The organism is Parabacteroides leei, assembly GCF_023369805.1.
GTDB classification, from domain to species: Bacteria; Bacteroidota; Bacteroidia; order Bacteroidales; family Tannerellaceae; genus Parabacteroides; species Parabacteroides leei.
The window spans coordinates 276,213-292,919 of sequence record NZ_JAMBQG010000003.1; the positions used below are offsets into that span (position 1 = coordinate 276,213).

The 16,707-nt window shown below is 38.7% G+C and carries 19 protein-coding genes, 1 tRNA gene and 1 pseudogene; 2 read left to right on the plus strand and 19 right to left on the minus strand.

Translation table 11 applies throughout. The annotated features are described in order from the left end of the window. Positions 1 to 4: 4 nt before the first annotated feature. The 13 genes and pseudogenes from M1P97_RS07030 to M1P97_RS07090 form a co-directional block, all read right to left on the minus strand. Complete coding sequence (locus M1P97_RS07030) at positions 5 to 238, minus strand: hypothetical protein (RefSeq protein WP_129733292.1); 234 nt, start codon at positions 236 to 238, stop codon at positions 5 to 7. 38 nt (positions 239 to 276) lie between these two features. Beyond that, positions 277 to 1,209, minus strand: coding sequence for a hypothetical protein (locus M1P97_RS07035; RefSeq protein ID WP_129733291.1), 933 nt, complete (start codon positions 1,207 to 1,209; stop codon positions 277 to 279). 14 nt (positions 1,210 to 1,223) lie between these two features. Continuing rightward, on the minus strand, positions 1,224 to 1,817 hold the full coding sequence (locus tag M1P97_RS07040; RefSeq protein WP_129733290.1) for a hypothetical protein: 594 nt from the start codon (positions 1,815 to 1,817) through the stop codon (positions 1,224 to 1,226). Between the two features lie 47 nt (positions 1,818 to 1,864). Next, positions 1,865 to 2,425 carry a hypothetical protein gene (locus M1P97_RS07045; protein WP_129733289.1) on the minus strand — a complete coding sequence of 187 codons (561 nt, stop codon included), beginning with the start codon at positions 2,423 to 2,425 and terminating at the stop codon, positions 1,865 to 1,867. Positions 2,426 to 2,445: 20 nt separating this feature from the next. Then, entirely contained in the window at positions 2,446 to 2,652 is a 207-nt protein-coding gene (locus M1P97_RS07050; protein WP_129733288.1) for a hypothetical protein, read from the minus strand. A gap of 51 nt (positions 2,653 to 2,703) precedes the next feature. Further along, positions 2,704 to 3,696 (minus strand): fusion protein, encoded by a 993-nt coding sequence (locus M1P97_RS07055; RefSeq protein WP_129733287.1) that lies wholly within the window; start codon positions 3,694 to 3,696, stop codon positions 2,704 to 2,706. Positions 3,697 to 3,715: 19 nt separating this feature from the next. Further along, on the minus strand, positions 3,716 to 3,952 hold the full coding sequence (locus M1P97_RS07060; protein ID WP_203558333.1) for a hypothetical protein: 237 nt from the start codon (positions 3,950 to 3,952) through the stop codon (positions 3,716 to 3,718). Between the two features lie 507 nt (positions 3,953 to 4,459). Next, positions 4,460 to 4,990: a hypothetical protein gene (locus tag M1P97_RS07065; protein ID WP_129733285.1), complete on the minus strand. Its 531-nt coding sequence runs from the start codon at positions 4,988 to 4,990 to the stop codon at positions 4,460 to 4,462. Positions 4,991 to 5,012: 22 nt separating this feature from the next. Then, positions 5,013 to 5,432: a virulence RhuM family protein gene (locus tag M1P97_RS07070; RefSeq protein ID WP_129733284.1), complete on the minus strand. Its 420-nt coding sequence runs from the start codon at positions 5,430 to 5,432 to the stop codon at positions 5,013 to 5,015. 6 nt (positions 5,433 to 5,438) lie between these two features. Then, positions 5,439 to 5,963: an ORF6N domain-containing protein gene (locus tag M1P97_RS07075; RefSeq protein ID WP_129733283.1), complete on the minus strand. Its 525-nt coding sequence runs from the start codon at positions 5,961 to 5,963 to the stop codon at positions 5,439 to 5,441. A gap of 11 nt (positions 5,964 to 5,974) precedes the next feature. Then, a complete protein-coding gene (locus M1P97_RS07080) occupies positions 5,975 to 6,871 on the minus strand; it encodes a site-specific integrase (protein ID WP_129733282.1) in 897 nt (298 codons plus the stop codon). 272 nt (positions 6,872 to 7,143) lie between these two features. After that, positions 7,144 to 8,334, minus strand: a pseudogene (locus tag M1P97_RS07085) (site-specific integrase); the annotation flags it as partial. A 298-nt stretch (positions 8,335 to 8,632) separates the two neighbouring features. Beyond that, positions 8,633 to 8,706, minus strand: a tRNA-Asp gene (locus M1P97_RS07090). A 138-nt stretch (positions 8,707 to 8,844) separates the two neighbouring features. Between M1P97_RS07090 and M1P97_RS07095 the strand changes: the two genes are divergently transcribed. Both M1P97_RS07095 and M1P97_RS07100 read left to right on the plus strand, forming a co-directional pair. Continuing rightward, positions 8,845 to 10,158, plus strand: coding sequence for an aminotransferase class I/II-fold pyridoxal phosphate-dependent enzyme (locus tag M1P97_RS07095; RefSeq protein ID WP_249388700.1), 1,314 nt, complete (start codon positions 8,845 to 8,847; stop codon positions 10,156 to 10,158). Between the two features lie 118 nt (positions 10,159 to 10,276). Beyond that, the gene (locus tag M1P97_RS07100) at positions 10,277 to 10,873 is read left to right on the plus strand and encodes a YqgE/AlgH family protein (protein WP_195372134.1); all 597 of its coding nucleotides are present in this window, start codon (positions 10,277 to 10,279) and stop codon (positions 10,871 to 10,873) included. Between the two features lie 4 nt (positions 10,874 to 10,877). On the opposite strand, the gene M1P97_RS07105 is transcribed toward M1P97_RS07100, so the two are convergent. From M1P97_RS07105 to M1P97_RS26260, 6 genes are all read right to left on the minus strand, one after another. Further along, a complete protein-coding gene (locus tag M1P97_RS07105) occupies positions 10,878 to 11,411 on the minus strand; it encodes a GNAT family N-acetyltransferase (RefSeq protein WP_249388701.1) in 534 nt (177 codons plus the stop codon). A gap of 1 nt (position 11,412) precedes the next feature. Beyond that, positions 11,413 to 12,588 carry a glycosyltransferase family 2 protein gene (locus M1P97_RS07110; RefSeq protein WP_249388702.1) on the minus strand — a complete coding sequence of 392 codons (1,176 nt, stop codon included), beginning with the start codon at positions 12,586 to 12,588 and terminating at the stop codon, positions 11,413 to 11,415. A gap of 10 nt (positions 12,589 to 12,598) precedes the next feature. After that, on the minus strand, positions 12,599 to 13,222 hold the full coding sequence (gene recR, locus M1P97_RS07115; protein ID WP_195372137.1) for a recombination mediator RecR: 624 nt from the start codon (positions 13,220 to 13,222) through the stop codon (positions 12,599 to 12,601). A 65-nt stretch (positions 13,223 to 13,287) separates the two neighbouring features. Beyond that, positions 13,288 to 15,519: a glycosyltransferase gene (locus M1P97_RS07120; RefSeq protein WP_249388703.1), complete on the minus strand. Its 2,232-nt coding sequence runs from the start codon at positions 15,517 to 15,519 to the stop codon at positions 13,288 to 13,290. Further along, positions 15,516 to 16,547: a glycoside hydrolase family 130 protein gene (locus M1P97_RS07125; protein WP_195372139.1), complete on the minus strand. Its 1,032-nt coding sequence runs from the start codon at positions 16,545 to 16,547 to the stop codon at positions 15,516 to 15,518. Before M1P97_RS07125 ends, M1P97_RS07120 begins: the two co-directional genes overlap by 4 nt. Continuing rightward, positions 16,547 to 16,681, minus strand: a complete 135-nt coding sequence (locus tag M1P97_RS26260) for a hypothetical protein (protein WP_262893279.1) — start codon at positions 16,679 to 16,681, stop codon at positions 16,547 to 16,549. The genes M1P97_RS07125 and M1P97_RS26260 overlap by 1 nt, the downstream gene beginning before the upstream one ends. Positions 16,682 to 16,707: the final 26 nt, after the last annotated feature.

Below are 16,707 nucleotides of genomic sequence, written 5' to 3' on the forward strand. Positions count from 1 at the left end.
ATAATTAACTGTTATAAATTTGCTGTATTTCTTCTCCGATTTTTGACAACGCTTGTCGTTGTTCATCGGTAAGTGATAGTACAAAATCATCGTTGCTATACCATTCTCCGCTATCTTCTTGTTCTCGGAAACATCGCCTGTTAGCAGTATCTACGATTCCCAATATTACATCAACTTCGGTTGAAGTTAGTCCGCTAATTGTGCAGGTCTTATTTGTTTTATTTACTTTCAATTTCATGCTTTTTGAGATTATGGGCGGATTACTCCGCCCTTTGGTTATTCATATGCTTCAATCCTTTCTTTTACAATCTCATGTAAGTGTGAATTGGATTGATAAATTTTGATTTTTTCTTGAAAGGTTTTATTTTGCCAAAATTGGTTGGCATCATCAAGGAATTTTGCATCTATTTCATTATTGCCGTCTCTGTCCTGCTCTATACCTGTAATATCTTCAAATTCATCAAAACTAAGCCATTGCCACCACGTATTAAGAGTTTGCAAAGACCATTCATTCGGCTTTTTGGGACTTTCCTCAAATGATCTGACAACCGTTTTCAATTTTTGTCCGTCTGATACACTTAATTCTTTATCCCTGTCCAAAAGCCAGTACAGGAAAAAGATGATAGTGTCTTTAGATATTATATGATTGCCATTGAATAGATTTAGCAAAACAACAGGTTCTTTTTCTTTGGCTTTCAATGCTTCTTCGCTTGTGGTATAGGCATTTTCACCGATACCGAAACGTAGGGAGTTGTTTACGGTAAATTCTACCTTTCCGTATTCTTCCATTTTCCTGTATATGAAGTGTTCTAAATCTCTTATATCGTGTATCAGGTCGAAAGGGTGCAAGGCTTCCAGTTCTTCTTTTAACTGGTTGTGAATATCCCTTAACATGGGTTCAATGGTAAACCATTTAGTAGGGTTGGTTATCTTTCGGCAAGTGGCAGGATCGTGAACGTCATCGAGAAATAAACCATTCTTATCAAGTGTGCAATAACAGTCATAGCAGAAATGCGTATGATATTCCGTTTCGCTCTTTTTGATAGACTTATTTATGATTATTCGGATTTGACCGTTCTGTAACAGATAAAAACGGATGCTCCAACGGTCAGTTTCAAAAGCTATTTGATAATGCTTGCTTTCGCCTGTTACCCTGTTCAGGAAATGTACAACTCCCTTATACATAATTGCTATTTTATTCGGTTTCATATTGATTGGATTTATTAAAAGAATGATAATTCTAATTGTACAGGTTTACGCCCTGTAATCTCGTCAAATAAGGCTTTCGCTTGTTTTAATACATTGATTGCATATCGGTCGGTCTTACTGCTGTCTTTTTCAAGTCCTGTAAGCATTTCATTTAATGCTGCTTTCAGGCAGTCTTTTCTATTGTCGAATATTTTACCCCATACATTAAGCCCATAGCCTGATCCGCCTGTACTGTGAGAGTAACTCATTCCATAAGTCCATTTTCCGTTTAAGCCTTTACCCAGTGTGATATGGTTAGATACCGCCCAACCGTCCCGATGTGGGAATTGTATTTCTTCACGTTCCAAAAAATCAGGTCTTTCCAACCAACCGTATTCGTTAAATTCCTTTTTAATGAAGCCAAATACTAAATGTCTTTCGTACTCTCGTTTATTCATTAATAACTGGCGAGGGGTATTTCCAAAACTCTCGTATTCCTCTATTATCGCCCTGTCGTTACGTCTTAATGCGTTCAGATATATAGCTACATTGTGGCGTTCTGCCCTGCAAAAATTGATGTCCTGTATCTTTTGCAATTTTTCGTATGCTGACAATTCTCTGTATTTCATGACTGTTATTTTGTGGGGCAGGGTTACTGCCCCGTGTTTGACTTCTTTTATCTTGCACTCATTGTTATAGTTCCTCGCAGATTGGGTGAGAACTTTTGTTCATAGGCTTCAATCTGCCTTTCAAGTTCTTCCCATGCGGTTATTTCTTCATCATACATCTGTAAATCGGCTTTACATTCTTGTATTAGAATTGTGAGGTATTCTTTTTCTATTTCAATTTGCTTGATTGCTTCATCCGCATTTATCCTGTCTTGTGAATTTTCATCAGGCTTGGTTGTTGGCAGGAGAAAAACGCAGTTGTATGATGTCAGATAATTCCATGTTTTGCCCTCCACACTTGCATACATTCTGTGATTATTGTCAGATATACCGATTGCAATGCCTTTACATCCTCTTTTTTCGGTGATGCTGTAAGAAAGGTTGTTCGGGTTCTCTGCGGTGTATATGGCTTTAATTAGCTTTGAATTGGCTACCTTGCCATTAAAGGCTCTGATAAACGGCTCACACGTTTCCAAACCTTTTATAAGGTTCTCATTTACTTTAATTTGTTGGTTCATTCTATTAATGAACTCTTGTTTTCTATTGGGGTTCTTTAATCCGTAATACATGATATATTGTTTTTTGATTGTTAATTATTTACTGCGTCCCATTCTCCTTTTTGGTCATCAAACCAAATTGCATGATAGAATTGGACGGTTACTTTTGGCTTCTTTCTTGGGTTGGCAAAGGTTTCCGTTTGGCTGACTTTCCACCCTTTTGCAGTTTCTGCGAGAATTATACAGGATAGGTTTTTATTATACCTGTGGATGAATTTCATATCTATATCTACTCTCATGGTGATTGTTTTTAGTAGGGCAGATAGGCTCTGCCCTGTGTTCTACATTGTTTAATCCAATCCGAAATAATAGGCTAACCTTTGCTCTTGTGATTTCGGGAAAATCCATCCTTTAATTTTTTTCCCATTAAAGGTTAATCGACTGTTGAAGCGTCCTCCCATTGCTCTTAGTTCGTCTTTAATTGCTTTGGTTTCCCCGAATACCGCTACTGCTTTGGCTGAATACTCAACCATTGTACAACCGCATTTACTTTCCCCTGTCTGGTTGGTTGGTGGCGTTGTGTTGGACTTACTGATATGTATATTATCTTCGCTTCCTGCTGTGTATGCAAAATCTTCAATAGTGCGTTCACGGTTATATACTGGCACTTTTTTAATTATCCAACCGCTATGCCTATATTCTCCTAAATAATACCCTGCACCCATAGAGTATTTTTCCCTATTTTCGTAATCCTCGTTAAACTCGGCTAAATAGGCGGTTTCCTCGAAGTTTGATGCGTATTTACGCATTTCGGAAAAAATATCCCTTTTATGTTTGGAAAAGCCTAAAATGACGGTGCGTTGTGTGCTACTTCCGTAATAGTCGGTTTGACTATCGCTTTCGTTTTGTTTCAGACGTGCCACGATTACCGCTTGCGCATCTTCGGGAAATATCTCGGCAAAACGTTTACGCCCTATTACCTTAACTTCTTCTACTCTTATCTTCTCTTTTTCGGCTTCGTCTGTTTCCGCTTTAACTATGTCTTTCGCTTCCTGAAGAAGTAACGCCACTTCAAAACCATCCATAAATTCAGGATTTTCGCTGTCGTAATAATAACCGATACCGAATTTTTCGCTTAATGGTCTGATTATGTCTGCTGTCTGAAAAACTTTTTTCCGTAGGTTAATCAGCTTGTAAGTGATACCCCAGTTATTTTTAACGATGTCATAGACTACATATCTGTCATAGCTATAACCCTCCATTTGGATAACCTGATTGACTTGAACAACCTGTATAGCCTTGTCAATTTCCTTGTTTGCTCCTAATAAAAATACTTTGCTCATAACTCTAAATTTTAAGGGATTATAAAAAGGTCAGCATTGCGAGAATAAAGAGGATTATAGCACCCATACCCACGAAAAAGGAGAGGATACCCCGTATAACAGGAAGAAAGAGATACAAGCCCACTAAAGCCCAAATAAACCCTGTTCCCCACACACAGAAGCCCAAAACCGCCAAAACGATTTTTAAAACCAATTTTATGCTAATTGGATGGTAGGCTGTCGGTCGTTGTTTCCTATTTTTTTCTGTACTTCTCATAATTTCTGACTTTTTTTTTATGCCAGTATGGAGAGGGTGAGGTGTGATCGAGTTTCAGGTGCCTTACTCACGCAGTGCTTTTTGGCAGCATCAAGATTTTTCAAAAAAATACACTCGCTTTCCTGTACCTGATTGGGGTGCAGATACATTTCTTTAAGAAAAGAGGCTATAATTATTGCCCGGATAATTTCTTAAAATCTATTACAAAAGAGATTTTGAATCGAGGAAGATTTTTTTAAAAACACGTCTGATCTTGTGCAGCCAATAAACATGAAATAAATTCGCGCCTGATACTCGTTCACTCCGAACCCCTCCTTTTTTATGGTCATAACTAAATGAGGAAGAAATTATACCGAGGGAAGTACAGAAAAAAGGAAATTTGGTTGTCTGCTTTGCGTTTATCATAATAAAACGCAGAACTTTCCTCACAGAAAGGAAAGCTATATACAAAAAAAGCCTGTACCGATTTTTACGATACAGGCTCCATTTGGATTGTGATATGTATTTTTATTTTGCTCTGGTTTTTCCGTAGCATTTGCTGCCGTCAGGAGATAAGTAGAAATCAAATGTTTCTTCAACGGCTGTTCCACCCGGAGCGATTGAGTATTTGCATCTAACAATTACGGCAAGAACATCATTCGGATTCTTACTGTCATATCCGTTAAGATTATCCGGAGTAAGATTTTTTAGAGAATCAATAGTATTGCTCATCCGTGCAATATCAGCATTGTATTTATCAATTTTAGCTTGATTTTTTTCTCTTGCCAGTAGATCTTCACTCATTTTTTTAGCCAGCTCAATCTTACTGATGTTAGGTTGATTATTTTTCTGAAATTCATCAGTAAGATAGGCGATACTGTCGGCAACCGTAACGTTGCCGGTTTCGCTAATCTCAATAATTTTGAAGTTGAGATTTTCTTTTGTGTCGCTCCCTTTTAACAGGTTATCAGTAATGGTTTTTTCGTAATTACTCGTTGATGAGTTTGAACCGCAGGAAACCATAAAAACAGCGATAAGTAAATAAAATACGTGTTTCATATCTAAATGTATTAAACGTTTATTAATTCATCGAAATAGCCGGAAGTTTTGAGTGTAGGTTATATACTATCAGAACTTCTGTTGATTTTTTATTATCAGTCCGGGTATATTCGGTTAATGCTTTCATTACCCATTCCCGAAATGCTTTTGCTTCAAAAGATGCTACACGGTAGCTGACAAATATCAGTGCTTCCAGATTATACAGTACCGTTTCGCATGGGTGCCCGTTGCTCTCAAATTTATGTATTCGGGTAACATCTTCTTCACGGAGCAAGCCGGATTTGAATATACTCCGTAGATTGTTACCAATCGTATTGACAAATACATTAAATAAGTCGGCAATTTGATGTTTCGTTACCCACAGGGTGCAATTTACAAGTTTTGCTTCAACAATCAGTTGATTTTCACTATTTTCTTTAATATTTATATATCCTCGTTCCATAATATATTATTCTTCATCCTGTTGAACATTATAACCAATACGCTTACGGGGTTTATTTTCCAGTTCCTTTTGTGATGCAAGTTCGGTAAGAGCTTGGTAAATATCACTAAACTGCATATTTGTTTCCACCATAAATTCCTCCAATTTACGATTTAATTCCGCATAACCCAGTGCATATTGTCGTAAAGCGACAAAAGCTCTGATAATAGATATATTAACCTGAATGGCCAACGTGCTGTTAAGAACGCTTGACAGTTGGGCTATACCCTGTTCAGTAAATGCAAAAGGTAAGTATTTTACGTGTTGCCCTTGTCCTTGATTTTCTAAGGTGCCAAAATTGCACCTTAAAAAATCGTACTCTTCCTTTGAGAGTTCAATCATAAAATCCGGAGGAAAACGGTCTATGTTCCGACGAACAGAACGTTTCAGATTTTTGGTTTCAACCTGATATAATTCAGCCAAATCGTAATCCAACATAACTCGCATACCTCGGATTTCATAAATCTTGCTTTGAATAATTTGTAATTCCATGATAAATATTTTTAGAGGTTTAATGCAGTATCCATACCTGTAAGGTGTTCTGATAATTTCAACATATCCCGCCCAATCTTTCCGTTATCCATTCGTACCAATGTTTGGGTTGTATTTATATTGGTATGTCCTAACATTCGGGATATTGTTTCAATGGGTACCCCATTCATATAGGTAATAGTAGTCGCAAATGTGTTTCTTGCAACCCTGAAAGTGAGATTTTTACCAATACCGCAAATATCACCGATTTCTTTCAAATAATCATTCATCTTTTGATTACTTGCTATCGGTAAATTTTGACTGTACTTATTCAAAATTTTCTGCGGAACTGAAAGCAAAGGGATTATAACAGGTGTATATGTCATGCTCCGCATAATTTTGATAATAGGATTACCGTCTTTATCTGTTTCAAAATTTTCGGTTGTTAGCATTGATAAGTCTGAATAATTCAGACCTGTAAAACAGGAAAAGATAAATACATCCCTTACTTGTTCAAGTCTTTTAGTCGAAAACTTTTTGCTCAAAATAGACTGTAACTCCTTTTCCGAAAGGAAGGCACGAACTACCTCTTGCCTTTTAATCCGGTAATGGCTAAAAGGGTTGTTGGATATAGCCTGTTTTTCACAGGCTATATTTACAATACGACGGAATAATTCTATTTTCTTGGCGGCTGTGTTTACGTTATATTTGCGAAACTTCATCAGGTAATTTTCAAAACCTATTATGAAATTGACGTCGATTTCGGACAGCAAGTAATCAACTTTCCCATATCGTTGTTTAATGTAATCAGCGATATAGTTTCTCACCGCTTCATATTTCAGGTAGGTAGATAAGGCTTTAACCTTATATACATTCTTATTATACTCGTCGAACAGAGCTATTACTGTTGAATATTCATTTTTTTTCATTACTATTAAAAATTAGTGGGTTAAACAGCTAATTGAGTATTGGCTTTTTCCGATTTAAAAGTGAGATTGCCTTCATTTTCAAAAGTATTAGACCAGAGAGATAATTTTTCTTCTTCTGAAAGGCTATGCCACATGACAGATATACGCTTTAATCTTTCGGGATCATCAGACAGAGTGCCGGGAAGATTAAATAAAGCCATTTTTTCATGCAATGAAAGGCATTCAAAAAGTTTATCTAAATTAGATTTAGATTTGATTCGCCTTTCTTCAAGTTTTTCAGCAAAAGAAGCCATATCGTTGCTTACCTTAACATCGGTAATTCTTGCATAAATTTGGGTAGTTTTTATGTTTGTATGACCTAACATTTTTGATACACTTTCAATGGAAACTCCTTTTGTAAGCGTAAGAGTGGCGAAAGTGTGTCTTGCAAGATGAAATGTTAAATCTTTGTCAATACCGCAAACAGCTCCGATTTCTTTGAGATATTCATTCACTTTTTGATTGCTTGGAACAGGGAGAACTTTCTTATTGGGCATCGTCCCTTTATACTTCTCAATAATTTGCTTTGGAATGTCGAGTAATGGAATATTGTAGCTTGTACCTGTCTTTTCACGTTTCCCCATTATCCACAAATTATTATCAAATGAAATGCGGATATTACTTTCATCCAATCCTTTTACGTCTATATAGGAAAGTCCGGTATAACAGCTAAAAATAAAGATATCTCTTACTCGCTCCAAACGTTCAGAAGAGAATTGTTTCTTCATGATTTCGTCTATTTGTTCTTGCATTAAATAGCCTCTATCGACTTTCTTAAACTTTATTTTATAGTTGGCAAAAGGATCAATGTGAATCCAACCGTTATTTTTGGCGAAAAGAATAATAGTGCGGAATCGCTGTAAGAATTTAGCAGTAGTATTTTCCTTACATTTGCAGCTTGTCATTAGGTACACTTCAAAATTTCTCAAAAAGGAGTGATTTACCTCTTTCAAAGAAATATCAGCAACATTATAATACTCTTTAATAAAATTAGCCATGTGCCTACGGGCTACGTCATATTTTTGAAGTGTACCTTTTGCCCTGCTTATACCAACCAATTTAGCGATATCATCAACATGCCGTTGGAATAATTCGAGTACGGTTTGGTTTTTAATTTCAAGACCAAGAAAGATATTTTTAACCCGATCAGGATTAACATTGTTCTCTTTGGTGAGTAAATCATGGTAAACGTTGTATAAGCCTGTTTTAATTGTTTCCAGAAAGGTATTTATCTCGACAGCTTCTTTTGTTCTGCCCAGAGCCATTGACGACTTTACATCCCATGATTTAGGATGCACATTTAATTTGGTACTGAAACGGCTTATTTGTCCGTCGATTGTAATCCGGCACATGATAGGAACACTGCCATCGGATTTTTGCTTGTCTCTTTTCAAAAAGAAAAGAACTTTAAATGTACTTTTCATAAACTCATTTTTTAATGTTACAAAATTAAAGTAAACTATCTGTTAATGAGTTTTATGCAGACTGCCAATTCCCGACAACACACTGCCAATTTTGGACAATTCGTACCCCTTTTTCTTTGATTTCTCGTACCCCCTGTGTCCCTTTTTGGTTTGGGGTATGAAATGGGACACACTAAATGTCTTTTTTTGGCTTTATTTTGGCTTTTTCCTAAGACAACATAAATAAAAAAAGTCCCTCATATTCACTGAATATGAAGGACTTGTCTCTTTTTTGGCGCCTATTGACTTAGGCTTTCCGCGGTACGGACGGGACTCGAACCCGCGACCCCATGCGTGACAGGCATGTATTCTAACCAGCTGAACTACCGAACCAATGTTTTTATACTGCATCTCTCTCGATTGCGGTGCAAAGGTAGATAATATTTTTAATTACACAACAGTTTCATACAAATATTTCACATTGGATCGATTATTTTTTTACTTTTGTCCCCCATATAAACTATAACAGACATGAAGAATACTCCAGTAGATTATCAGACTGCCAGACGAATAATAGATGGCTACGGATTACCGGATTTCGGGAAAGCTACAATCCGTGAAGTTGTTGCCATATCCACACAATTGGAACAGGAAACAAAAACCGAGTTCATACATATGGAAATGGGCGTTCCCGGACTGAAAGCGGCGCAAGTCGGTGTCGATGCGGAAATAAACGCACTAAAGAGCGGCATCGCCTCCATCTATCCGAATATCAACGGTACGCCGGAAGTAAAAGCAGAAGCATCCAGATTCATCAAGGCATTTATTAATATAGATATAGCACCCGAATGCTGTGTTCCGGTTACCGGTTCCATGCAAGGGACATTCGCCTCTTTCCTTACCAGCGGACAATGCACGGAAGGAAAAGACACCATCCTCTTCATCGATCCCGGATTTCCGGTTCAGAAACAACAGATCGTCGTGATAGGATATAAATACGAATCATTCGACGTCTATGAATATCGCGGAGAGAAACTGCGTGCCATCTTGGAAGAACACCTTTCAAAAGGCAATATCGCAGCCATGATCTATTCGAACCCGAACAACCCTGCCTGGTTCTGCCTGACAGACGAAGAACTGAAGATCATCGGAGAGATGGCAAACAAATATGATACGATCGTGATCGAAGACCTCGCCTACTTCGCTATGGATTTCCGCAAAGAACTTGGCAAACCTTTCGAAGCTCCTTATCAGGCAAGCGTTGCGCATTATACGGATAATTACATCTTACAGATATCCGGTTCGAAAGCATTCAGCTATGCCGGACAACGTATCGGTGTAACTGCTATCTCCAACAAACTTTACCACCGTGCTTATCCGGGACTGACGAAGCGTTATGGCAGCGGCACTTTCGGTACTGTTTACATCCACCGTGTACTGTACGCCCTGTCATCAGGAACGAGCCATTCGGCACAGGTCGCATTGGCAGCCATGTTCAAAGCAGCCTCCGACGGCCAGTTCGATTTTATCTCGGAAGTAAAAGAATACGGACGCCGTGCTGAAAGACTGAAGAAGATCTTTACCGACTACGGCTTCACGATCGTTTACGATCATGACCTGGACGAACCAATTGCCGACGGCTTCTATTTTACGATCGCTTATCCCGGAATGACCGGCGGAAAGTTGATGGAAGAACTGATCTATTACGGAGTAAGTGCCATCTCTTTAAGCACGACCGGCAGCAACCAGGAAGGTCTGCGCGCCTGCACTTCATTCATCAAACCACACCAATATGACCTTCTGGAAGAGCGTTTAAAGCTATTCAAAGAAAATCATACCCTATAATTAACACAACCCCGGCATTTATTTTACACTTATTAACTCAAATGCCGGGGTTTTCGTTTGCTTCTTAACATCAAAAGCCATATATTGTCCCTGTCTAACACAGTAAGCAATCTTCACTATGGCATCATATAATAATATATTTAAAATAACACATAATAATGTCCTTCCTGCACAAGGAAGTATCCTCATGTCCGAACCTTTCTTGCAAGATGCCTACTTTCAACGCTCTGTCGTTTTACTTGTAGAACACAACACAGAAGGTTCCATGGGATTTGTATTAAATAAGAAAACCGATTTAATAGTAAATACCTTTTTTCCGGAACTTGAAGAGTATCCGGAAATACCAATCTACCTGGGTGGCCCTGTAAGTGCCAACCGACTGTTCTTTATTCATTCTTTAGGAGATTTAATCGTGCCTGATTCGGTGAAGATAAAAGACCATCTTTATTTCGATGGTGACTTTGAAGCCTTGAAACGTTACATGTTGAAAGGCCATTCTATTGAAGGGAAAGTTAAATTCTTCCTGGGCTATTCAGGATGGACGAAAGGACAGTTAGGCAGCGAGATCAATAAAAACTCATGGGTAGTCAGTCATGCTACCAAAGAAAATATCTTACTTGCCGATGGAGAAAGCTTCTGGAAAAACTCTCTCGAACAGTTGGGCAGTAACTATGAAGCATGGACCAAATATCCGAAAGATCCTTATTTGAACTGATTTATTACACAGTAGAGACATTCACTTTTTGCATCATCAGAACATCAGAATATCCATTTTCTGTCTGAATCCAATCTGTCATAACACCCGTAACAATGAACCCGCAACGAGTAAAGAGTGCTTTGCTGGCTTCGTTGCCTACAGGAATATGCACATATAACTGATGCAATTTCAAAAAAGAAAATGCATATTCCATCAGAATATTCATTGCTTCAGTTGCCAATCCATTTCCTTGATAAAGAGGATCCAGTAAAATACCGATACCGGCACGGCGATGATGCGGTTCGAAATCATACACGTCGACAGTACCGACGGTCGCACCTGTTGAACGAAGTTCGATCATCAGACGCAATTGCTTCAAGTCGAATATATCCCGGTGCGATTCCCGGATATACTCCTTCAATATATAACGGGAATAAGGAGACATAGTGTTCCCCAGGCTCCATAAGTCCGGATTATTTTCCCAACGATACAGAGGTTCCAGATCTTCTGGCTCCAAAGCACGGAGACGGATTATTTCGTTTTCCAGTTGTGCCATATTATTTCCCCGGTGATATTAATTGTCCGCTTTCCTTACAATAAATATGATAAGTAACTTTCTTACTGACCATCGAATCCATTAACAAAAGCATCTGTTCAAAACGGGCATCCGGATAGCAAATGGCATAATCAGTAAATTCCTTCATCTGATTACGACGGCAAATGGCATCCATGACACGTTCTTCATCCAGATCCCAAAGATTTATATGTTCCAGTTCGGGCATACGTTTCACACAAGCAGCCTTGATAGCCTCAAAATTGTCCTCACGACAAAGTACCAGTAAACGTTTATGCTTACTCCTGGACTTTTGCTTGACTCCCAACAGACGTGAGCAAGCAGCCAATGAAGCACGCAATAAAATGGCCAGTTTTATAAAAAAACCCATCAGCCAACCGGAATGAGGATAATATTTCCGAAAAAAGATCAACATGGCACCATAAAAGGCCTTCACATATTTCATATCGCCATGCTTCGTACTTTCTCCTTTGTAATGAAGGATACGTTCCGGAATATAATAATTCTTATAACCACCTAATACCATCCGGTACGACAGATCGATATCTTCACCATACATAAAGAAGGCTTCGTCTAACAATCCGACCTTGTCTAACGCATCGTGTCGAAGCAGCATAAACGCACCGGCCAGCACGTCTACCTTATGTTGTTTCTCCTTGTCCAGATAAGCCAAACTATATCTTGAGAATATACGCGATTTAGGAAACAACTTCGATAATCCGAATATTTTACAGAACGAAACCCAGGGAGAAGGGAAACTACGCTTACTCTCAGGCAGGAATGCGCCATGCCCATCCAACATCTTCACCCCTATTCCGCCTGCTTTCGGATGTTCATCCATAAAGAAACAAAGAGTCCGGAGACTCTCCTCACCTATCACAGTATCGGGATTAAGCAATAACACGTACTCTCCATTGCATTGACGGATTGCTTGGTTATTAGCCTTGGCAAATCCCGGATTATCCTTGTTCTCTATAAAAGTCACTTCCGGGAACCTGGGGCGGAGATAATCGACAGAACCATCCGTAGAGTTGTTATCCACGACAAATACTTCCGCATCAAAACCAGCAACAGCAGCACGGACCGAGTATAGGCATTGCTCCAAAAAATACTTTACGTTATAGTTTACAATGATAATGGATATCTTGGTTTCGTACATAAGAATCAGATTATATTTTTATCGAATCATTAAAACTGGTCCGGTTCACGATAGAACGACCCAACGTTATTTCGTCTGCATATTCTATCTCGTCACCAATGGAAACGCCACGGGCAATGACCGTAATCTTTACATCATAAGCCGACAGTTTACGATAGATGAAAAAGTTGGTAGTATCTCCTTCCATTGTAGTACTGAGGGCAAGTACGATTTCTTTTACTTCATCATTGGCTACGCGCTGCACCAGACTGTCTATTTGCAGATCACCCGGGCCAATACCGTCCATAGGAGAAATAATACCACCCAGGACATGATAAACGCCCCGGAACTGTCCGGTGTTTTCAATTGCCATCACTTCTTTGATATTTTCAACTACACAGACAGTCGAATGATCCCGGTGAGGATCGGCACAGATGGAACACATTTCGTCATCACAAATATTGTGACACACTGTACAATACTTTACATCTCTCCGCAAAGCCAGTAAGGCGGACGCAAAGTTTTCCGTATAGCCTTCATCCCGGCGAAGCATATATAAAGCTAACCGCAAAGCCGTCTTCCTTCCCACTCCGGGAAGCGAAGCCAACTCGTTTACTGCATTTTCCAATAAAGCAGATGGATATTTTTGAGTCATTGATTACCTTTCTTTGACCACAAAGATAGGTAATTTCAATCATATGAAATTCGATCAACCGATTTTTACTGGAAATCGCCTTTGGGGACACTCAAATTCGAACTTATATTATTTAGCATAGAAAGTCTTGCCATTAAATAGCAAACTGTCGATTCAGCTCCCTGATTCAAATTGATATTATCTTCTTCCAACCCATCATAACAACCTCCTGTGGCCGGATTATAAAGTATCTGATGAAGATGATTATTACCTAAAAACCAGTTGAAAGCCTGTGTCTGTTTCAATAAATAATCGTTATCCTTAAATACATTATAAAATGTAACCAATGTCATAACAGTACTTGCCACGTCAATCGGTTGTTCCCCATAAATCAGTCCTTTTTTCTTTTTGTGCAGCCACCCCCGGTTGGAAACCACTTTGATGCGATCTTCTACAAAGATGTTCTTCAGTAGAAAATCGAATGACTCTTTAGCTATCGTTTTATATTTTTCATTTCCGGTAGCCTGGTAAGCGAAAAGTAGTGCTTCCGGCAACACACAGTTATCATATGTCAAGTAGGATTCAAACCACAACCACGCACCATCTGTACTTTGTTTATAAAATCCGACCAATTTATCAGCCAGCAAATTGATTAATGAGGCAATCTCCGGGCAAGAATACCGTCGGTTATAATAGCAAAGTCCTTTCAATGCAAAAGCAATACTACGCGGAGACTGAAAACCAGAAAGCACCCGAAGTGATCTTCTGAAAATCTGGATTGCTTCGGCAGTCCATTGATCAGGATATTTATCGCCATGAAAAATAAAATACCCCAAAGCACAAATTGCTCTCCCATTACTATCCTCCAAACCCACTTCCTGATTTTGCTTTGTAAAAGCCAGTTCCTTATCCACATAATTAAAGAAGGAACCATCCGGTTGCAAACAATACTTTATGAAATTCAGATAGCTCCTGATATACTTTTCGCAGGAGACATCCCTTATTTCTACATAGACCTGACAAAGTGCCATTAATGCCCGGGCATTATCATCCAACGTATAACCGGTTTTAATATCCGGACGATTGCCTTTAGAGAACTGGATCATAGCAAAGTTCCGGCTCATTCTTTTAATATGTCTTACATTTATCGGAGGTAACGAATAAAGCAGTTCGTCATTATCTTTCAATACACTCTTTATCAATAAGACATAGGCTATTGCCACATTCTCCCAAGCGGTAGCAGCAGTTTTCTGCAAACCGGTTATTCTCATTTTAGACCGGAGACTTTCATTCGACAGTAGCCGGTTGGTTGCCGCAGCCAACTGGATGGAATTTTTAAAGTCGAAGATGATACCTGAATTATCCTTCAACAACTCTAATGCATGAGGAATCGGAGTGGCTATAATAGGACATCCGCAACTTAAGGCATAAACAAATGTACCGCTTACCGCCTGATTAGGATCACAGGAGGTAAACAGATATACATCTGTCAGCTGTAGATACTCTAGCAAAGTGGATAAATCCAGATAGAAATTTACAAAACGGACATGGTCAGTCATACCCAGCTCCATAACTTTGGCTTTCAGCATCTCCCGATATTTCTCTCCTTCTGCTTTAAACACAGTCGGGTGTGTCTTCCCGATAATGACAAACAAGACTGTCGGATTTTCTTTTACAATGGCAGGTAAGGCCTCTAAAGTTGTTTCAATGCTTTTTCCGGCACTCAGTAAGCCGAAGGTTGAAAGTATCCTTCTTCCTGTGACTCGATATTTATCTTTCAGCAGTCTCTTATCCTGATGAGCAACGAGGTGTGTTCCATGTGGTATCACATCTATTTTATCCTCTTCAATCTGATAATCCTCCAGCAAAATACGTTTGGAAACCTGCGTCATCACTATAATTGCAGCACAAGCATTTGTCAGTTCCAGTAGATATTTTTTCAAGGAAGCGACCGGATTAGACAATACAGTATGAAAGACGATTATTACAGGCTTTGTTATTGATTTCACAAACTGCAGGAAATCATCTTCATGTTCACTATACAGGCCAAATTCATGTTGTATCAGGACAAGATCTATAACTGCATCCTGATTGATCTGTGTGCCAATGACTGTGTAGTCATTGGCGTCTGAAGTATTTAACCTATATTTTACCGTATCAGAATAAACATGTTTTTCCGAATCCGATTCTAATGCACAAACTTTAATAGAATAAGTATTTCCGAATTTGTACAGAATTGCCCGGATCAAATCGCCTGAAAATGTAGCAATGCCACATTCTCTGGGAGGAAAAGTTGTTATACATAATATATTATTCATTTTTTATGGGATATTAATTCATTAACTAACTCTTGAAGTACTACCGATATACAGGCTATGCATTTGTCTGCCGCCCCATAATAAATATAGAGTCTGCCACCAAACAAAGTAGTACCGGTAGGGAAACAAACTCTGTTTACTATGCCCAGCAACTCATAATCCGTATCGGGAGTAAACAAAGGATAAGGCAATCGCGCCAGTTCTATAGAAGGGTCATTCAGATCCAATAAAGCGGCACAGGCAGAATAGACATACCCTTCCGGAGTATCATATACGCTATGATAAATAAGCAACCATCCTTCAGGTGTTTCAATGGGAGGACAACCGGCACCGATATAACTTGCCTCATGACGGTACTGAGGTTTCAACAGAATGTGATCGAAAAAATCAATAAAATAATCAGTCCAAAACTTTGTGGTCAAGTCTTCCAGTTTCCCGATACTGACCAATTGTATATCCGGTTTGATCCGATGCATAAAGTAGAATTTCCCATTAATCTTACGAGGGAAAAACACTACATTCTTATCTGTGAGATAGATCTTTTTTCCAAGATTAGTATTTGATTCCCGCTTATTATAAGAACGGAAATATTTACCGATCTGATGTCCATGCGATGTCATCAATCTTTTAAACTGACGGAATGTAAACTGTGATGTAATTACTCCTTTTTTTTCAAAATGAACTAAATCGGAAGATACGGCTAACGCTCCTACGGCACTGTTGCCATCATAAGCCGTATAAGTCAGATAATAGGTATCATCGATCTTTACAATCCGTGGGTCTTCTACTCCCTGAGCTTCATAAACATACTCAGGCCGGATTAAAGGGTCTTCATTTCGTTGAACAACTTTAAGGGCTCCTTCCAACCTACAATAGCCGATAGTTGAATAGTTACCCTCTTTCACTGCACGGTAAAACATATGTACAGTATCTCCTTCGGCTATGACAGCCGGATTCATTACGCTTTCGTTTTCAAAACTTAAATCTGTACTTTCAAGAATAATGCCTTCCCTTTGTATGTTTACCATTATGTCTTAGTTATTAGATTAAAGCCTTTGTCTTGCTTACTCTTTTTTTCGCGCTGATAGTCAGTCTGAGCTTTTATTTTATCGGCTCCAGACTTTTCCTTCTTCTTTTCTTTCTTGTTTTCTTTACCTTTCATAATACATTGTTTGACGGAGAATTTAT